This window comes from Paenibacillus sp. 1011MAR3C5 (genome assembly GCF_003591485.1).
GTDB lineage: Bacteria > Bacillota > Bacilli > Paenibacillales > Paenibacillaceae > Pristimantibacillus.
This window is the reverse complement of the sequence record NZ_QZCF01000002.1, coordinates 50,560-69,070: the sequence shown is the minus strand read 5'-3', so window position 1 is coordinate 69,070 and position 18,511 is coordinate 50,560. Positions and strand designations below refer to the sequence as shown.

13 protein-coding genes are annotated in these 18,511 nt (G+C 52.1%); 2 read left to right on the top strand and 11 right to left on the bottom strand.

The features are described 5' to 3' along the window. Window positions 1-11: 11 nt before the first annotated feature. Window positions 12-3,401 (bottom strand): tubulin-like doman-containing protein, encoded by a 3,390-nt coding sequence (locus tag D3P07_RS05200; RefSeq protein ID WP_119799053.1) that lies wholly within the window; start codon window positions 3,399-3,401, stop codon window positions 12-14. A 19-nt stretch (window positions 3,402-3,420) separates the two neighbouring features. Beyond that, window positions 3,421-5,208 carry a vWA domain-containing protein gene (locus D3P07_RS05195; RefSeq protein WP_119799052.1) on the bottom strand — a complete coding sequence of 596 codons (1,788 nt, stop codon included), beginning with the start codon at window positions 5,206-5,208 and terminating at the stop codon, window positions 3,421-3,423. Between the two features lie 305 nt (window positions 5,209-5,513). On the opposite strand from D3P07_RS05195, the gene D3P07_RS05190 reads away from it, so the two are divergent. After that, on the top strand, window positions 5,514-6,443 hold the full coding sequence (locus D3P07_RS05190; protein WP_119799051.1) for a hypothetical protein: 930 nt from the start codon (window positions 5,514-5,516) through the stop codon (window positions 6,441-6,443). Window positions 6,444-6,708: 265 nt separating this feature from the next. Here the strand turns inward: D3P07_RS05190 and D3P07_RS05185 are convergent, their stop codons facing one another. The 8 genes from D3P07_RS05185 to D3P07_RS05150 form a co-directional block, all read right to left on the bottom strand. Continuing rightward, window positions 6,709-8,769, bottom strand: a complete 2,061-nt coding sequence (locus D3P07_RS05185) for a S8 family serine peptidase (RefSeq protein WP_182914186.1) — start codon at window positions 8,767-8,769, stop codon at window positions 6,709-6,711. A 433-nt stretch (window positions 8,770-9,202) separates the two neighbouring features. Further along, entirely contained in the window at window positions 9,203-10,078 is an 876-nt protein-coding gene (locus tag D3P07_RS05180; RefSeq protein ID WP_119799049.1) for an alpha/beta fold hydrolase, read from the bottom strand. A gap of 61 nt (window positions 10,079-10,139) precedes the next feature. Beyond that, window positions 10,140-10,730 carry a TetR/AcrR family transcriptional regulator gene (locus D3P07_RS05175; RefSeq protein ID WP_119799048.1) on the bottom strand — a complete coding sequence of 197 codons (591 nt, stop codon included), beginning with the start codon at window positions 10,728-10,730 and terminating at the stop codon, window positions 10,140-10,142. Window positions 10,731-10,882: 152 nt separating this feature from the next. Beyond that, complete coding sequence (locus D3P07_RS05170) at window positions 10,883-11,707, bottom strand: hypothetical protein (RefSeq protein WP_119799047.1); 825 nt, start codon at window positions 11,705-11,707, stop codon at window positions 10,883-10,885. Window positions 11,708-12,064: 357 nt separating this feature from the next. Beyond that, window positions 12,065-12,712: a FusB/FusC family EF-G-binding protein gene (locus D3P07_RS05165; RefSeq protein ID WP_119799046.1), complete on the bottom strand. Its 648-nt coding sequence runs from the start codon at window positions 12,710-12,712 to the stop codon at window positions 12,065-12,067. Between the two features lie 265 nt (window positions 12,713-12,977). Continuing rightward, window positions 12,978-13,889, bottom strand: a complete 912-nt coding sequence (locus D3P07_RS05160) for an NAD(P)-dependent alcohol dehydrogenase (RefSeq protein ID WP_119799045.1) — start codon at window positions 13,887-13,889, stop codon at window positions 12,978-12,980. Between the two features lie 115 nt (window positions 13,890-14,004). Continuing rightward, on the bottom strand, window positions 14,005-16,716 hold the full coding sequence (locus D3P07_RS05155) for a winged helix-turn-helix domain-containing protein (RefSeq protein WP_310732527.1): 2,712 nt from the start codon (window positions 16,714-16,716) through the stop codon (window positions 14,005-14,007). A 58-nt stretch (window positions 16,717-16,774) separates the two neighbouring features. Beyond that, window positions 16,775-17,338, bottom strand: a complete 564-nt coding sequence (locus D3P07_RS05150) for a DUF6022 family protein (protein ID WP_220482014.1) — start codon at window positions 17,336-17,338, stop codon at window positions 16,775-16,777. A gap of 318 nt (window positions 17,339-17,656) precedes the next feature. On the opposite strand from D3P07_RS05150, the gene D3P07_RS05145 reads away from it, so the two are divergent. Then, entirely contained in the window at window positions 17,657-17,968 is a 312-nt protein-coding gene (locus tag D3P07_RS05145) for a YbjQ family protein (protein WP_119799043.1), read from the top strand. 158 nt (window positions 17,969-18,126) lie between these two features. Here the strand turns inward: D3P07_RS05145 and D3P07_RS05140 are convergent, their stop codons facing one another. Next, entirely contained in the window at window positions 18,127-18,507 is a 381-nt protein-coding gene (locus D3P07_RS05140) for a VOC family protein (RefSeq protein ID WP_119799042.1), read from the bottom strand. Window positions 18,508-18,511: the final 4 nt, after the last annotated feature.

The following is an 18,511-nucleotide window of genomic DNA, read 5'->3' as shown; positions in this document are numbered from 1 at the left end:
TTCCCTCATCCTTACTTCAGCTTTCTGCGAATATCATGTAGTTTGGAAGCCATTCCCTTATAAAACTGATGAAGCTCTTCGCCGTTCGCCAGTTCGATCTTCTCGTATTCCAGACGCTCGCGCGCATCCAGGAACACATTGAACAGCTCATCCAGCTTGGCGACAAGCGCGGATGTATCTTCATTGGATGTTAGTTCATTCACCCGGCGTCCCGCTTTGCGCAGCAAAGTGGCGAGGCTCTTCTCATCCAGACTGCGGAAATGCTCGAATACCTCATATTCAATATAGTTGCTGCCCTTCATCAGATTGGCGAACGGCGCCCATGCTTCTTCCTCGGCATCGCAGTCATAGACATACAAAGCCCCCCGCTTGCAGATCGTATCGGTGTACAGCGCATCAATAAATTGCTGCAACCACTTATCCTCGCTCTCCTGCTGGAGCAGCACCTCATCCAGCTTCTGAATGGCGGACGCAATCGACTCCATCTTCGCCAGCTCTTCACGCACACGGCGCAGCTGCAGCGGCGACCGGATCAAATTCTCCTGGGCAAGCTCATCCGAATAGCTTCCGAATATATCCTTGGCGAGCTCCAGCTCCAATCCGCCGGACAGCAGTCGCTTCAGCTCCTGAGACGCCCGCTTCACTTCGCCCATATTCGGCTTTGCGCTATCCAGTTGCATTGCATAGGCGTTCAGGACGTCAGACACTTGGAATGGCTGTGTATACCGTACGCTGTACCGGTTGCTGAGCGGATTGTCGATGCCCTTCTCCACGATGATGCCGAAACCGACAGCCTTGGCAAATTCCTCGCGAATTCTGGCGTTGTAGTCTTGTACACGACGATTGATATAAGTCTCGCCCCATGACTTCTCCGGTATAGGCGAAGGCAAGTAGGTCCAGTTCTCCTTGTCGCTTTGCACAAGATGGCGTCCGATTCCCTCTTTGTCCAGAATCGTACGCTCATAGCTCTCCTCGTAAACCTTCAGCGGGGTATAGACGAACAGCGGCACACCGTTGCGCGTATTCAGCCAGAAGATCCGGTTGCGCACTTCGCTTTCCTTGATCGTGAAGTGAGACTTGCCGATCGAGCTGTTCTGATAGTTGCGGATGCCGCGCAGAATGCTTGGCGCTTGAACAGGCACGGAGACAAAGCCCCATGAAGGAACATGCAGATTGCCCGAGCTGTTGCTTAAATGGAAGACCGGAATCGCTTCTTCGTCCAGCTTACTGGCAATATGACGCTCCACAAACTTCTCGATCGATTCATCGTCGCCATACTTCATGACCAGGAATTCTTCCATCGACTTCGTAATCAGATCACCGAATTTGTCAGTCAAAAACTCCGAAATGGAGCCAACGATATCAATATCCTGCTCCTTCACCCACAAATTCGAATGCTCTAGAAGCTCGCGGGTAAAGTCACGGATCAGATCATCTCCGTCCTTGCTGTCCATTACACGGCCAATGACATGGGAGATATCCGGTACGCTGACGATGTTCCAGTAGTAGGTTTTGTTGCCTTTATGATCGCCCTGCTCATCTCCGCTGGTCAGAATCTCGCCGTTTTTGGCAAAGATGGTATTGAGCACATTCAAAATTTCGGTATAGACGTTATAAATCCGGTTGTTCTCGGCATTCAACAGCTCATGCAGGTCCTCATAGAACTCGATTAGCTGCTCCATCCGCTCGATATCCGCGCGGAGCCAGTACTCATTGATTTTTGCTTCAATATAATTGTTTTTCTTCTTATCCTTCGATACGAAGGCGCTCTTCGCATCGCCCATCCGCTCTTCGGCCTGCTCGCGAGCTGACTCAATCTCACGCGGCAGTCGTTGCAGATTCTCGCGCAGCGATTCAATATAGGACAGCAGCATCTTCAGCAGGCAGAAGCCTTTGTCTGTATAGAGCAGGCGCGACACATAGAACGGCCCTTGCTCCGGATGAAGGAAGATACGGCGAATCTGCTCATTGAAGTTGCTCACGACCTCACCGGGCAGCTGCTTCTTCGCTTTAATATATTCCTCCCGCGCTCTCGCCAGGAAGTTTTGCTCAAGCTCGGTATCCATATTGACAGCTTGCATCTTGATCACGTTGTTGTAGTTCAGCCGTTCGCTATGCTCGAAGCCCGGAAGCGGCTCTGGCACGCGGGAGTCGAAGTTTCTCATCATAGAATCCAGGTCAATGCCGAGCTTATGTACGAACTTCTCGACATCCTCCTGGGACGGCGCCTTGCGGAACATGCCCTCCATCTTTTGGAACAGGCGGTACGCCAGGTAAGTCGTCATCTCCTCGATCGGCAGCACCGCTGAGGAAGCGCCGATAATGTTGTAATCGTAATTCGCCGGATAAATCTTGTTCATCTGCGCAATATTCGTCCGGATGTTGCTGATATAGTCATGGATCGCGAATTCCTCGCCGGATTGCTTCTCTTCGCTTGAGATAAAGTTGGTGATGTTCTCCGCTGTCACGTTCATGCAATAGTCGTAGGCATTGTCGAGCAGCTTGCCTTCCGTATTCGTCGCCGAGATCAGATGGCATAGATTAAACGGAGGCAGCGGCGAGTTGACCGATAAAATGTTGCCGTACTGCTGCTTGAAGCGCTCGCCTCTCGCATCGACATTCATCCAGTAATCCAGTTCCTTCAATGCGGCATAGCCGTTCTTCTTAATATATTCCCGCGTATGGTCGCTTAGGCTCTTGTTCGCCAGATTGATGTCCGGCGTGAACAAATAACCGAGCGTATTGACGCGATCGATACCTGCCGCGCCATGATCGCGCTCAATAATCCCCCTTACGATATAGGAAATATCGAGGAAGGTTCCGCTGCCGGTACCGCCGGACAAACCCGTCAGCAGGAACACCATCAGCTTCTTATTGGTGCCGACAGAGAGCGTCTTGATCTTCTTGTCGATGCTTTGCACCACTTGATTAATCTTGGTGAACAGCAGCAGTCGGCCCGCCTGGCGCACGCCTGCCGCACCGTTCATGCCGTCTGTAATGCTGAGCTCCGGCGAGAGCCAATCCGTAATGTACGGCTCCAGAATACTGCGGTTCTGCAGCAGTCCGCCTACCTCCGCATTAGACAGCAGCACAAATTCGTTGATTGGATCAAGACCAATGCCTTTATACTTTTTGTTGCGATCCTGCTCGTTCGTCTCGAATGCGAGAAACTCCACATTATCCGGCTTGTCGCGCTTTCGCTTGGAAATCGGGTCTTCAGGCAGCTTGAAGCGGCGGTTAATCTGATACTTCAGGCGAAGCAGCGCATCAATGCCGGTACCGCCCAGACCGATAATGAGAATCGGATTGTCGATCGTATCGACTCTTATCTTCTCGCTGACGATCCCTCCTCCGAGGGAAACGTCGAGTTGCTGAATATGTTCTCTTACGATTGGTTTCATAGTGATCCTCCCCGATTGGTTATACGAGATATTCGATATAGATCGTTTTATCTACTTGCGTCAACGATACCGTAATGCGGTCGCCGCTCTGCAGCTCCAGCTGGCGCCCGTCGCCAACCGCACGGCCGGACTTCTCCACCTTGCACAAAGAACCATTGATCAATGCGATTCGGTCCTTGTTCGCCGGCTTGAACACGATTTTCTCCGTTTCCTTCAGCTCCGGTGCCAGCTGAAGCAGCTGATGCAGCTGAAACTTGCCTTTGAAGTGGCTTAGCCGCTTGTATTGAGGTGAGGATTTGTCCCCTGTATTCTCATCCCGGATTTCAATAATCATCTGTCCTACGAAGCCGCGGCTGCGCTCCTTCATCATCCCCCAGACCCAGTATCCCGCACCAAGCAGCGCCAGGACAACGACGGCTGCGATGACAACTGTCCAGATCGGGAACGGCTTATCATCAGCCTCTTCCGCCGGAGTTGCCGTTCCGCCTGTACCGCCGGATGATGCCGAGATGGTCATCGGTTCACTCTCCCGGAAAAAACTTTGCTCCTCGGCTCTTACGATAATCTCATAGTCCCGGGACTCCGGTATCTTGTATTCACCGGCAAAATGGTCGCCATCCAGCTTCATAGCTACCTCTTCGGAATTGCCGGTCGTTAAGTCTTTGACGAACATAACCGCGTTCATGTTGCGGTATTGCTCCGCATCGCTCAATCGCTGGCCCTTACTGGCCAAAAATGCGTTTAGCTTAACCTTATCGCCCTTGGAATAATTCGTCGTGGCAAGCGGCTCCAGCTCTAGCGTCAAGTCATAATTAAAAATCAGATTAATATCAATTTTATCCTGATCCACGCCTTTGATCTTCAACGTCCAATCGCCTTGAACCGGCTTGATCAGCTTAAGTAAAGTGTAGCTCTTGGACGTAGCCAGTACAACCTCGTCTGACGGAATCGCTACGGCATTGCCCGATGGATCGACAAGCTTCGCCTCGACCGGCTTGGAAGACATAATGGAGATATTCGCTTCAAGCACATTGCTGTTCGGAACGGTGATCTTCACATCCTGGAAGTCTCCATTCGCGGTGAACGAGTTGACCGGTACAATATTCAGCTCTAGATGGCTGGCGAAGATTTCGCTAAGAATTTGAGGCAGGTCATCCGCTGAATCGGTAACAAACGACTTGCCGCCCGTCTCCTTCGACAATTCCTCAAGCGCTGCCTTGTTCAGCTTCCCGTCCGCATTCAGGCCGATCGTATAAATCGGGATTCCGTTGTCATTCGCGCTGCGTACCGCCTGCTCCCTCTCTTCGTTCGACTGCGCTTCGGTGCGGCCGGACTTCGGATCAAGCTCGTCGTTCCCGTCCGCCAGCAGAATGATGATCGGCTCGCGATTGGCGTTGGCAGCCGCCCCGTCCTTCAAGATCTGGACCGCTTCCTTAAGACCTACGGATACATCCGTATAGGAGCCGCGATTCAACTGGTCGATAAATGATTTTAAGTTTTGTTTGTCCTCCGGAGAGCGGATTTCAAGCAGCGCCTTCTCGCGCTGAATTTTATCCGTATACGCCACGACTCCGACGCGGTCCCCTTTCTCGGACAGCATATCGATAAACATCTTCATCGCTTCATTGCCGATCTTCTCCCGGTCGCTGCTGTCCATCGAATAGCTCACATCAAGGACCAGTACGGCATCGATCGGTGCAGCGCCGCCGGCGGCAGCTGTCGCGCTTGGCAGACGTAAGCCCAGCAAGAGCGAGAGAAACAAAGTAAACAAAACCGTATATTGAAAGCTTTTTTTTAGTAGATTCATGATAGTCCTCCTTGACCATATTGCCGAATAGGTTGTCTCTATTAGTCCAAAAGTCATCGTTAGTCACGAGCCCCGCTATGATGCTATACTAAAACCAAGTATAACTGAAGGACACCCATAAATCACTTTTTTTGTCATATACGGGAGGCGCTCTACATGGTTACATACGTTGTTATCGGACTGTTGGTTGTATTTGCTAGTATAAAAGCATTGCACTATCGTTATCAAATGAAACAAGCCCCTTCGCCGAAGCAGCTAAGCAGGCTTGTGTTATCTACACTAAGACGCGGGCAGAGTGATCAGGAATGATGAAAAGAATAGCCGTAACTCTGAAGCCCTATCACCGTGAGCCGTTTGCCTATCAAAAGCTCAAAATATGTCGCAATTGCCGCCATTTCACCGTGCTGGGCGAGCAGAACTGCATGTCTTGCGGGAAAACCGGTGCTTTGCAGAATGTCGAGAAAAAAGCGGCCGGAATTGTGCGGAGTGACCAATGGCTCACCGGACTGATCTGGCTGCTGCTCATCCTGGTTGGACTTATATTCAGCTCGTCTGCTTTGCAAACGGTGCTGCTGATTGCTGCAGCAGCGGCGGCAGCCGCTTTATTATGGACGTTGCAGAAACGGTTCACCCCTGCACTTAGACGCATCCAACTGCAAAAAATGTTTCAGCAGTACGGCTATGAGCTTGCTTCCGGGCTCGCGATTGACCATCAGGCGGCTATTCGCGTATTCCAGGAAGGCGACAAACCGCGTACCTATGAGATGCTGCGGGAGATCGGCTCGCTGGTGCATAACGATCAGCTGAAGCTGGAGCAAATCATGCTGCTGCAAACCTTCCAGCTTCGCAAAGACATGGATTTGATGATAGAGCCCCTGCTGATGGACAGCTTCAATCCCGATTTGGTCTCCTATATTGGAGAGATTGCCAAAATCAGACGCGATTTAATTAAGAAAAATACGTTTCGTTATGTGCTGCAGCATGAGATGCACATTCTGAACATGCCGAGCGGTGAAGCGATTCTGGCCTCCGTAGCCGGTGCAGCCGTGCGCAAAAGCCGGTATATGACGATGTATCCTTATTTGCTCATCCGGTATGCGCGTCTGCTCCCGAAGGATCGGTTCCTGCGACTATACAAGTTCGCCAAGTCTGTCCGATCGGGACCGCTCTACGATGAGGTTATGCGTTTATACGAAGAAAAGTATAAATGGGACCCGGAATTTCAAAATATCTAAGGAATCGCATCCGTCTGCTATTCATACAGCATAGCGCAATGGGGTTTGATCGAAACCTAGCTGCGGTCGCAATCCGGGCTCGACTTTAGTCTAGCTTCATGAATACATCGGCACAAAAAATAATGGCGGTATCAGGGAGGTCATCCCTGTACCGCCATTTCTGGCTTTGGTGCGATTAGTGTTGCGTGGCAATCCTGTTTCGCCTTCGAGGGCGATTCCGAGCGTTTAGCGGTTCTCAGCAACACTATTTTCGAATTACTACATCCTATAGATCGCCCCAGCGCGCTACAGTGACTTGCGTCAGCTGTGTGCCGCTTGTCACACTATGTGCACGCGGCCCCACATATCCGCCGCCGCTTAATGTTTCCATCGAGCCCCATGTGCCTCTGGAGAAATTGTAGTGGAACGTCGTTCCAATCGGGACATTAAGCGTAATGCTGTAAGTCCCATTCGAGTTTCTCGTCAATTGATACGCTGGATCATTAACCGACCAGCTGTTGTTTAGACCATGGACATACATATAGATATCCGCATTAACGGGCGTGTTGGCCGGAACGGTCAGCTCGAAGGTCTGCCCTTGCAGAGGCGGCGCGCTCGTCGTCACGGCAAGGGCTGCGCTTGCCGCGGAGACATGGCCTGCCGCATCCTTTGCTTTTACCGAAAAGGAATAAGATGTGGAAGCCGATAAACCGTTGACCGTATATGACGTGCCGGCAGATACGCCGACCTTTACGCCATCCTGATAGATGTCATAGCCAATGACACCGACATTATCCGTCGATGCCGACCAAGACAGCTCTGCGCTGGATGACGTGACATTTGCCGCTGCGAGCTGGACGGGAACGCTTGGCGCTTCTGTATCCGATACTGCCGACGGCGCCGTCATATGATCGATCATATATTTGAGATTAGGCAAATGCCCGATCTGGTCCACCGCAGGGTTCGCCGAAGCCGTATTGTAAGCCGGATTTCTAAGCAGCTCCCGTACCTCATGAGGCGAGAACGTACTGCCGTACTTCGCCTTCGCAATGCCTTGCAAGGAAATAACAGCAGCGGTAACGATAGGCGACGCGGAGGATGTGCCGCTGAAGGATGTCGTATAACCTGTAGTGGAATTCAGGTCAATTGCGCTTAGCGTATGCACGTTATGCCCGAACCCAAAGCTGTCAATGCGGCTGCCGTAGCTGGAGAAGTACATGCGGTCATGAGGGACTGACGACGAAGCTGCACCGACTAGAATAGCGCCTGAATCCTTGAAGTCCGGACTGGTTGTGTTCAATATATATTTGCCGTTCCAATCCTGGTAGGTGTCCAGATTGACTGAGCCGTTGGCACCGGCCTCCACAACGACGATGCCTTGATCCGTCGCGTAGCGAATGGCATCGAATTCAGCTGGAAAGACCTCCATGGGCACATATTGTCCATTCGATGTACTGGAAGTAGATTGTACCTCTATTAAGATCACATCTCCCCGGTTCAGCGCAGGAACCGAGGTGACAATCGCCTCGGCAATATTGCTGGAGCCGTCGATTCGTCTCCATGAATTGACCAGCGGTTTCGCTTTGTTAGCCAATCCGACATGCCCGATCGTATTATCTACTGCAGAGATGACGCCAAGAACCGCTGTTCCGTGAGCGGCGGATGTCGGCATCAATATGCTTGGCAAAGCTTCAACTCCGTGCGCCGTCAGGTCTTCATGATTCAGCGCCCAGCCCTGCTCGATATCGACATACGAGATGCCTTTTCCGTCACCGCCCTCATATTGCCATGCATACGGCGCATCAATGCCTAGAGGCGCAGCCTGTCCATATGCCTGGTTCGGGTAAAGCGGATCGTCGCCCGGCTGTACGGGCGTTGAATTCGGCGCGTAAGGGGGCGACGGGTCCGAAATGTTCGTCGGCGCTTCATAAGCCGCTTCTACTAGCGGGGATTTGTTCAGCTTCGCCAGTAAAGCTTTGACATCCGTTCCTTTTGGGATGGCTGCGGTAAAATACTGATGAAAGACCGAGGTCTGGCTGCTGCTCGAAAGCTGCGTCTTTGCGTTAAGCGAAGAGAACAATCGGTTAAGCTCCAAACCGTTTAGGTCAGCCGAAATGCCGGCATGCGCGGCATTTTTCGTTGCCTTAAGCGCCTTCTCGGCTCCGTCCTGATAAGGCAGCTTCGCCTCTTCCTTAAACTTGATTACGATTTCCCCTGGCGGCTGCTGCACCGCCTTCCCCATACTTGCCGATTGCCCATCCGCTGCATGGGCAGGAGTGAAGCCTACTGCTAGAGATAAAACTAAAATTGCGGATAAAACCAAACTTACTATTTTTCTGCTTAACATGTTCATCTCTCCTACTCTCTATTGGTCTGCTTGCTAGTAAAACTAAAAATCGATGTCACGCCTCCCTTCGTGGGAATCCTATCATTCTCAAAACTGGAAATATCCCGCCAATAAAATATACAGCCTGTCTACTGTGAAGACTGTCGAAAAAAGATGGAATTTTCGTAAAAGTTATCCGATGCGTTTAATCGTCATAAAGTTGTCAAAACTAACCATCCTTTTATGCATAAAAAAAAGAAGATCCTCACGTTGTCTCCATGACAAACGGATCTTCTTCTTCTGAAAGGACCAGTGTTCTAATTGCCCGGGACTTGCTATAAATCAGAAAACCCTCAGTCGGAAAGGTCCGACTCTTACACGACATCGGCTTCAATAATGCCACTATAGAGGCTCGGCCATTGAAGGGTCTTCCTCCATGGAAGGAAAGTTCCGACTATGTTGCAGCACCTTCCTGTTTGCCTAAAAAGGCAAACAGCTCTTCATACATAGCGGTTGCATCCTGTCCCAGCCAAATTAGATGTCCCCAAGCATCCAGCTCACAAACCGATGCATGCGGAACATGCCGTGCGATATGCCGTGCATGCTCTATGGACACGGTGGCATCATGCCGGCTGTGCATGACCAAAACCGGGCAGCGGATTTGTGCAAGCTCCGTATCCCGGTCATTCATCGCCTCTCTCAAATCCAACATAAAGCCTTGCCCGGACCGCTGAAGATTGATCATTTGGAGAAAGAGAGAAACGTCATCATCTCCCAAGCGCCTCCGTACCTCATTCGACGGAAGGAGACTGAAGGATGAAATCATGCTTTTGAACAGAACGCGGGGAAAATAAGCGCCGAAGCCTCTTACAAGCGCCCAGGTATATTTCTCTGAACCCGGTCTGAACATCCGCTTAGAGAATTTGTACGCCCTATCTTCTGTTCCCAGCCAGTGCCGGGTAACGGCTGACTGCAGAATGAGGCTCTTGGTCCGCTCCGGATAGCGTGCCGCAAACCGTATGCCGCTTGGCCCGCCAGCGGATACAGCCAATAGATGTGCCGATGCCAAGCCCAATTCGTCCATCAGTTTCACATACGCGTCGCATGCATCATCAAGCTCCTCCCCCAATTCTATCGAGGTTGCCCCGTAGCCTGGTCTGGACGGCGTTATCAAGCGATATCCTTTTTCCGTCATTTCGCTATAACCCAGCGTTTCCTTGCAGTTCGAATGTCCTCCATGAAACACCAGGACAGGCTCTCCCGACCCGACGATGGAATATTCCAACGTATAGCCTCCGGTTACTGTCATTTGCTGCATCATTCTATCCATATTCTTCTCCCCCTCAAAAATGAATCTATATTCATTATTAATTCATAAAAAAGAAAGCCGCCTAAATAAAGCTTTTAAAACCGGAATACCAGAACAACACATATTGCCGAACAAGGGAGCTTCTCGCCTCAGTTCCGCTATCTTGGCGCAAAATCTCCAAATAACCTTCCAGAAATGCGGCGGCAATCGGTCCGGCGGCGTCATTGGAGAAAACCGTTTGCTGCTTTGTATCGTTGTAAGCCCGAAGATGCCCCACAACATTTTCCTTCATCCATTCTCTCCAGATGCGAATCGCGTGTCCGTGCTTCGTCCCCGCGCTTCCGTCCATTAGGATCAGCAGCGGAATGCGTACAGGACCGGCAGCCAGCTCATCTAACGCCAGAACGATAGCTCCAAGCTTGACCTCCCCATCAACCGCGGGCTCCTCCATGCTGCTATTTGTCAGCTTCTCCAAATAAGGATATACGCCGCTTACGATGTGGTCGAACAAGACCTCCTTACCGTCGAAATAACGGTACAGGTTGCCTGCCGATATGCCAGTTTGGCCCGCAATCCGCTTCAAGGACGCTCCAGCAAATCCATGCGCCAGAAATTCGTCTTGCGCGTGCCGGAGAATAGCCTGTCGAATGTCTTCCTTCAACACCTGAACCATAAATGAACCACCTTTCACTTTTGTGAGTATACATGATCGGTTGTTCCGTTGTAAAGCCTCGCTCGATACCCGCTATTCGATCATGCCGAAGAGCCGTGCCTCCCGAAGAAGACACGGCTTTGGTACGCTGCTGCTTTTAGCTTGGTCTTTGATTATGCAGAGGTTTCCGCCGATTCGGATGCGGCGCTGCCGTCTTTCCGTTCTCCCTTGCCTGCATGAAAGCCGCCTCTGCCGCCTTCCATTCCTTTATGGCCAAGGCCTTGTCCGTTTACCAGACGTTCCGCCTGCTCTTGCGCTTTTTCTTTCGCCTCGGCAGCCTTCTCAGAAGTAAGTTTGCCGTCAGCGGCAGCTTGATCGATTTGTACCGTAATCGCTTCTTTCACCTTGGCGATAATGGAATCGGTGGAGACTCCATTCTCCTTTGCGACTGATGCAATCGTTGCGCCTTCGGCTTGCAGGGCGGTCCTCAGCTCATCCTTAGTTATGCCCAGCGCCTGAGCGACGGCTTCAAGACCGAACCCGAAACCGCCTCCTGGCCGGAAATCTCCAAACTCATGCTTCGTGCTTATCATCGTATCCAGATTCGACTCGAATTGCTGCTTCATCTCGGATTGCTGCTTCTCGAAGGCGGCGGTCATTGCTGCTTTCAGCTCATTCTTCGAGACATCTTGTTCGGCAGCGATTTCCTCAAGTGTGCTTCCACTCGCCAGCTTCTCCTGAAGCGCATCCCGGTCAAGCTTCAGCAGAGCCAGCACATCCTCATTCACATAGGACACGCCAATTCCATAGCCGCCTCCGATCTTGCCGCCTCTAGCCTTCCCGAACTCCTTTGCCGTATCCGTTGTGTCGGCTTGGACGACTGCGCTCCCCGTTGTCGTGCCCGACTTCCCCGGAACCGCAGATGCCGCATAAGCGCTAAGCGGAATCATTGCCGCCAGTGCCGCCGCAATACCTAATGTTTTCACATACCTGTTCATGTTATCTTCCTCCCTAACGGTTGATAGAGCCTTGTCAGCTCCTGTTCCGTTCCCTGATCCTGCCAAGACCGGAACAATACCCATTATGAACAAGCCCGCTTAAGCGAACGTGAAGGGAATCTAAAAGGAAGCTTAGTCTCGCCTGAATGTTTCCTGAATGCGCTGGCGGCAAGTTATGTTGCTTGAGTGCATCCCTCATTCGTAACCACCATTTAGAAGAAAACAGTTTGACGGTTATTCCATAAAAAAGAGAGCTGTCCTTTAGTCATAAGACTGTTGGGACAACTCCTCTTGTACAAATGTGAAAATGGTCAGGCTTGCGTACGGATAATTGTGCTGTATAACGCTGCCATTAGACTAGCCAAGCACCAAATGAAAAAAGTTCTCCAGCGCGGTGACATCCTTAATATGATGATTGCAAGCCTCGCTGTCAGAACAGATATATTGGCCGAATGCTTTATAATAATCCGGTGACACGTTGGCCGGCTTCACTTTGGAGACGGCGCTGAACAACGCGAGTTCCTGATGCCGATTGCATAGGAAGCATACTCCCTTTCTCGCTGGCGTAAATCTGCCTTCGATGCCAGCGAACTTGCCGTCCAGCTCATAGACGAGAAACATTCGTCCCGTCGCGATATCGGTCCAGCCTGCGTAAGTGAGCAAACGACGGTCGATCGCCGCAAAATCCGGTGTCTTCAGCTTCTTCACCTTCGGGAATAATCGCGCGGCATCCTTGGGCGATATCAGCGGAAATGGCGCCAGATAAGGCTCCAGCGACAGCATGTAGCCGTCGATTTCCTCCGATGTCCGTAAATCCTCAAGCTTGCCCAGCAAATCCAGCTGCTCCTTCGACGCGTCAGGGAATGCTTCTGCAATTGCGGCGCATGCTCCGAGCCTGACCGACTCTGACACTCTCCGGTCAGATACGGAAGTAAGGGCATGCTGCACCAGTCCGGCTTGTTTCTTAATCAAATTATACTGATGGTTTCTAATAAAGGTATTCAAGGCTTTCAGCTCCTTATTTTTTGGATAGAGAAAAAATAAGTGCAAAGCCCTCTAAATTAGAAACGATAGATTCTCTTTCTAGGCGACCGTATGTGGTTCGCCCATGCAAAGTATCGCCCCTAATTCGTGGCTTTGCATGAGCCGTTTCGAGTCCCGGCAAATTGATTTGCCATATGTGCCACCCCCCATTACTGACCTATATTATACCGGATGGGGGTCGGCAACGCCATTGGCAAAACCGTTATAGCTATTTTTTCCCGCGCGGTTACCGAATAGCAACGACGACATTTCCCTTCTTCCTGCCGCTCTCCACATAGCGATGCGCATCCGCGATTTGCTCCATCGCATAACGGCGGTCAATGACCGGCTTTAACAAGCCGTTCTCCATAAGCTCCTTCAAGACATACATATCCTCGCGGCGCTCTACGGCTACGCCTTGTCCATCTACCGTCAAGTACCGGCCGCCAGGCGCAAGTGCTTTGATACAGGCGGATTTCGTGCTTTTTCCTACCGCATCAAAGACGATGTCGTAACGCTCTCTTCGTTCCCAGAAATTCTCCTTCGTATAATCGATCACATGATCCGCACCCAGCGAACTCACCAAATCGGCATTGGCAGAGCTGCATACCGCAGTCACTTCCGCCCCGCTATGCTTGGCAAGTTGAATAGCCGATGTTCCGACAGCGCCTGATGCGCCATAAATGAGAACCTTATGTCCCCGCTGCAGATTCCCTTTCCTGAAAAAATGCAAGGAGGTCGTGCCTCCGAAGGCAACGACAGCCGCTTCCTCATACGCTACTTGAGCCGGAATCGGCGCGACCAGACTGTTTTCGGGAAGGCAAGCATATTCGGCATAGCCGCCGAACCGCATGCCGGTCAATGCAAACACGCGGTCGCCTTTCTTGAACTGGGTGACAGCCTGGCCTACCGCCTCCACCTCCCCGGCCAGCTCGACACCGAGGATCGGCTGTCTCGGCTTGCGTATGCCAAGGAACAATCGCATTGGAATCCAGAAGACAAGCGGGCTATTGAAGCCCCGGACTCTGCAATCCCCAGTCGTAACAGTTGTCGCATAAACCCTGACCCTGATCTCGTTAGGTTTGGGAATCGGCTTGTCTACCTCTTTGATCTGCAGAACTTCAGGTGAACCATATTTAGGGCATACGATCGCTTTCATCTGTCCTTCCTCCTCATGACCATTTGCCCATAGTATAGCGTCCGGAGAGGAGGAGCTTATAGATACTAAAGTATGGTTCTGATTAAACCGTACAACCCTTATGTCCAAAAAAAGCCTATAGCAGTCCCAGTTCGCGTGCCCGCGCCACCGCTTCCGTCCTGCGGCTCACTTGCAGCTTATCGAAGAGGATCCGGTTATACCCCTTCACCGTGCTCAGCGCAAGAAATAGCCTGGAAGCAATTTCATTATTCGACAGTCCTTCGGCAATCAGCCTCAACACCTCCAGCTCCCGGCTGCTCAGCGCTTCCACTAGAGGCGGCCTGACGGAAGTTCTCGCTGCGTAGCGCTCTTGGGGAGCTTGCACATGCTGCGCAGGGGTATTGAACTGAACCAACAGATTGCCGATGCAGCTTTGCAACTGTCGGCTATGCATCTGTCCGCTGGTCATCGCTTCTCTCAGCAGCTGCTCCATAATCGAGCCTTCGTCCAGAAACAACCGGGTAAACCCTTCGCCTTCCGCTTCGGCAAGCACATCGAGTACTAGGCCGACCGCCTCCTCCCTGCTGCCGTGAGCATACAGCGCAACTGCATGAATTGTCCTTATCTGAAGCCGCTCGCCCGCCCAATTTCTTTCTTCCGCCTCTCCGCGGAGCACTGCCAGTATACGAAGCGCATGGGTGGCATCGCCATGCGCGAGATACACCCTAGCCAAGCTAACGGACGGCTCTTGCGGGTTGAGCAACTGAGCTGCGTGAGCATGCTGGTGTTGGCGGAGCAGCAAGGAAGTGCGTACTACAGCTAACCCCTGCATTTGATACGTAAACTGATGGTCCCTTGCATGTTGCTGTGCTAGAGTCCATAGAGCTGTCGCCCCTTCTACATCGTTTTGTGCAAGCCTTACACGAGCAAGGAGCAGCTTGCAAGCGACAATCCGATCGGAGTGCTGCAGGAGTGGAGCCAGCCGAATGGATTCCGCTGTATGCCGCTCAGCAGCCGCCAGGTCGTTCCACTCATAATAAATACCCGCTAAGCCCAGATGAGCCTCGCAAGCGACTGGCAGAGGCGGGACTCCCGCAAGCTCCAGCACGCGCCGGTACCAGTCCGCAGCCGCATGAAGCTGATTATCTGACTGGCAGATCGACCCAAGGCCAAGCATGGACAACAGTGTAATCATCTTATGGCCGATGGACTGACTGACCTCCAGCGTTTCCGAATACGCTTTGCCGGCCGCAACACGATCCCCCCGAAGCTGATGCGCATACCCAAGCGTCCAGGTAGTCGCTGTCCGAACTGCCCGATTGTCGGGATGCAAATGGTCGAGCGCCCTGCGGGACTCCGACATAATCGTCTCAGCATCGTGCCGGCTGACAGCGAGCGTTGCCCTGATCGATGCGGCATGTCCGATCACATCCGATATCTCCTCATCATGCGGCATGTTCTGCAGCACCTTCTCTGCAGCTTCCAGATGATGCACTGCCGCATCAAGTTGACCCGCCAGCAATTGCACAGAGGCATACATTACCCATAACGAAGGTCTCGCGTCTAAGTTTTGCTTCGGCAAGGAATCCAGCCACGCCAGCACTGGCGCAACTGCGCCGCGAAAGAAAAGAGGCATTCCACCCCCTTCGGCTAAGCCCGCTGCACGGTTCACATCACCGGCTTCAGTCGCATGCTGGAAGGCTTCAAGCTCTAAGCCATGCTCCTCATACCACTGGCTTGCACGCATATGCAAGACAGCCTCTCGCTTCTCGCCCTCTTCCGCTTGCAGCCGCTGCCTGAGCAAGCTTGCAAACAGATGATGGTAACGAAACCAGCGTCTCTCCGCATCCAGAGGCACGATGAATAGATTAGAACGCTCAAGCTGCTCCAGCATCGCTTGTCCGGAGACTCCGAAAGCCGGTTCTTCCTCCGTCTGCAGCAATACTTCGCACAGCGATCCGCACATCCGATCGAGAATGGAAGTTCGGAGCAGAAATGTACGAACGCTGTGGGATTGCTGCCTCAGCACTTCCTCAGCCAGATAATCGAGCACAAAGGGATGTCTTTCGTTAAAGGATTGAACCATCTGAGGGGGATTCTGCTGTCCCTTCATCGAAAGGGCAGCTAATTGCAAGCCTGCAATCCACCCTTCCGTCCGGGCTTCGAGCAGCTCCATGCCGTCCCTCTCCAGCTTCAAGCCCATAACGCGGCTCATGAACTCCAATGCTTCAGCGGGGAGAAACCGCAAATCCGCAGTGCGCACCTCCGTCAACTGATCTCCAGCGCGCAGCCGGGACAAGGGCAGCTCCGGCTCAGTACGCGTCGTGATAACGAGATGCAGACGGGGCGGCAGACGCTCCAGCAGAAAACCGACAGCCCCTAGGACATGCGGGGAATCGATAACATGAAAATCGTCCATCACGAGAACACATTGCTCCGAAAGCGTATCGTCCAATTCATTGAGAATTTGAGTGAGTATCCATTCAACGGGAGGAGACTGCGGGGCTTGCAGCACAGCAAGCACGCCCTCCCCCAGACCCGGCGCCACGCTTCGAAGAGCGGCGATCAGATAAGCGAGAAAGCGTGCGGGTTCATTGTCCCCCTCATCCAGAGACAGCCAGGCGGACTTTAAGCTGCTGCCAGCCAGCCATTCGCTGGCTAGTGTCGTTTTGCCATAGCCTGCGGGAGCACAGATCAGGGTCAGCCTCCGGTGATACCCTTTAGAGAGCAGCTCCGTCAGACGGGTACGGGGGACATAGCCTGGCCGAAGCGGTGGCGTATATAATTTTGTGGATAGAATAGGCATGTTCATGTAGCCAGTATAATAACGGCACGTCTTCTCCGTCAACCGGGAGATTTCGCTGCTCCGCCATCATCGTACAAGGGGACTTCCCGCTGCGATAGCGCTAATTTGTACCGCCCTGCTCTTCGTTCAGGCTTTGCAAATAAAGCTTATATTCTTCGGTAAATTCCAGAGCCTGTCCGAAGGAGACGGACCGCTCGGATAATACCCGGACGACTTCTTCTTTCCCCGTTGCAGACAAAGCCAATACTCCAGGCCTGCGGGGCAGACGGAACTGCGTATGATCATGGAATATCTGCAATACGATCGTCCCGAGGGGAACACCCTCCTTGTCATGGATCGTGCTCCACATCCAGCGTTGTTGATCCGACTCATCCACGTTGCCCCATTCGCGAGAGCTATCGAAGTCGCCCGGCAATCGAGGCGAAGGCCGCAGTCCGTTTTCCTTCATCTCCTTATGAACGGAATTGAGCAGCAGGTTCAGATACGTGCCATATGCGCTATCACCCGCCTCTTCGTATGCGCGCTGAAGCTTATCGGCATGGTTCTGCAGGGTTACCTGCCACTGAGATTCGATATGGGCATCGATGTACTGTGCGAGTGTGCCGATGACGCTTGCCGGGCGTCCGGCAAGCATGGTGCGAAGCGGAGATCCGTTATGATTCATCTTTCATCCATCCTTTTCCTTGAATTTCAAAGCTTCCCTTTCAGTTTACTTCATTGATGCAAACGCTAATGTTGATCTGAACAACTGGAAGGTTCTTCGATCATTTGCAAGCTGAAAGCGTCAAGTACTTTAAGGTTTTTATTGAAGCATTGTCCTTGCGGACAGGAGAACAGGCTTCGTCTCGATACCAGGCACTCCTTGCAACAGACCTGGAATCGGATATATAGTGGATCAGTTGGGTTCTAAATGTGGAACCGCCATTGTCAATCTCGCGTAATAACGGTAAGCACTTGACTTGAACTCCAGGAGGAATCATGTATGATCTTGACCACAACATCCACGATTGAAGGCATGCCCGTTAGACAATATGTTGGCATCGTTACCGGCGAAGTTATTATGGGGGCGAACGTATTCAGAGATTTTATGGCGTCCATTACCGACATTGTAGGCGGCCGCTCTGGAGCCTATGAGGGCAAGCTTCAAGAAGCAAGAGACGCAGCGTTCGCTGAGATGTGCCAGAAGGCTTCACGAATGGGCGCCAATGCTATTATCGGCGTCGACATCGATTATGAAGTGATTCGCGACGGCATGCTCATGGTGGCCGTCAGCGGAACTGCTGTCAGCGTGTAACGCCTTGCACGAGCCAGATCCCCTCCTCAATCCAGAGGCTTCAGATGCAAATCGATTGAATATGGAGGAGACTCCTGAATGACTAGCCAACGTACGTTTTTTAGAGAATAATGCAAGAAAGCCGTTCGGATCGTCCGAACGGCTTTTTGCAGCTTGCATTAATTCAATCGGTGCATCATCTCGTATTTGTTGCCGCAAGGGTCTTCGAAATACACGGCATAATAGGTCGGGCTAATCGGCAGCAGTCCCGGACCAGTTGTTATCGTTCCGCCCAGCCGTTTCACCGTCCCGGCAATCCGATCAACCTCTGCGCGGTCGGCAGCCCAAAATCCGACCAGGTTGTTGTTCGGCTTATAGTCAGCGTCTTCCGTTATGGCAAAATAAGGAACGCTTGGCAGCTCTCCCTCAGAGGCGAATACGTACCAGTCCCTGGAATGATAAGGGTGTACGAAGCCCAGCTCGGGCAGCAGCCCTTCATAGAATTCCCGCACCTGATCCCAGGCTGTTACTCTCAGATCAATATGGCTAAATCTATTCATCCTA

Coding starts and splice junctions, on each gene's coding strand:
- D3P07_RS05200 (WP_119799053.1), bottom strand. CDS start 3,401: ATGAAACCAATCGTAAGAGAACATATTCAGCAACTCGACGTTTCCCTC.
- D3P07_RS05195 (WP_119799052.1), bottom strand. CDS start 5,208: ATGAATCTACTAAAAAAAAGCTTTCAATATACGGTTTTGTTTACTTTG.
- D3P07_RS05190 (WP_119799051.1), top strand. CDS start 5,514: ATGATGAAAAGAATAGCCGTAACTCTGAAGCCCTATCACCGTGAGCCG.
- D3P07_RS05185 (WP_182914186.1), bottom strand. CDS start 8,769: ATGTTAAGCAGAAAAATAGTAAGTTTGGTTTTATCCGCAATTTTAGTT.
- D3P07_RS05180 (WP_119799049.1), bottom strand. CDS start 10,078: ATGGATAGAATGATGCAGCAAATGACAGTAACCGGAGGCTATACGTTG.
- D3P07_RS05175 (WP_119799048.1), bottom strand. CDS start 10,730: ATGGTTCAGGTGTTGAAGGAAGACATTCGACAGGCTATTCTCCGGCAC.
- D3P07_RS05170 (WP_119799047.1), bottom strand. CDS start 11,707: ATGAACAGGTATGTGAAAACATTAGGTATTGCGGCGGCACTGGCGGCA.
- D3P07_RS05160 (WP_119799045.1), bottom strand. CDS start 13,889: ATGAAAGCGATCGTATGCCCTAAATATGGTTCACCTGAAGTTCTGCAG.
- D3P07_RS05150 (WP_220482014.1), bottom strand. CDS start 17,338: ATGAATCATAACGGATCTCCGCTTCGCACCATGCTTGCCGGACGCCCG.
- D3P07_RS05145 (WP_119799043.1), top strand. CDS start 17,657: ATGATCTTGACCACAACATCCACGATTGAAGGCATGCCCGTTAGACAA.
- D3P07_RS05140 (WP_119799042.1), bottom strand. CDS start 18,507: ATGAATAGATTTAGCCATATTGATCTGAGAGTAACAGCCTGGGATCAG.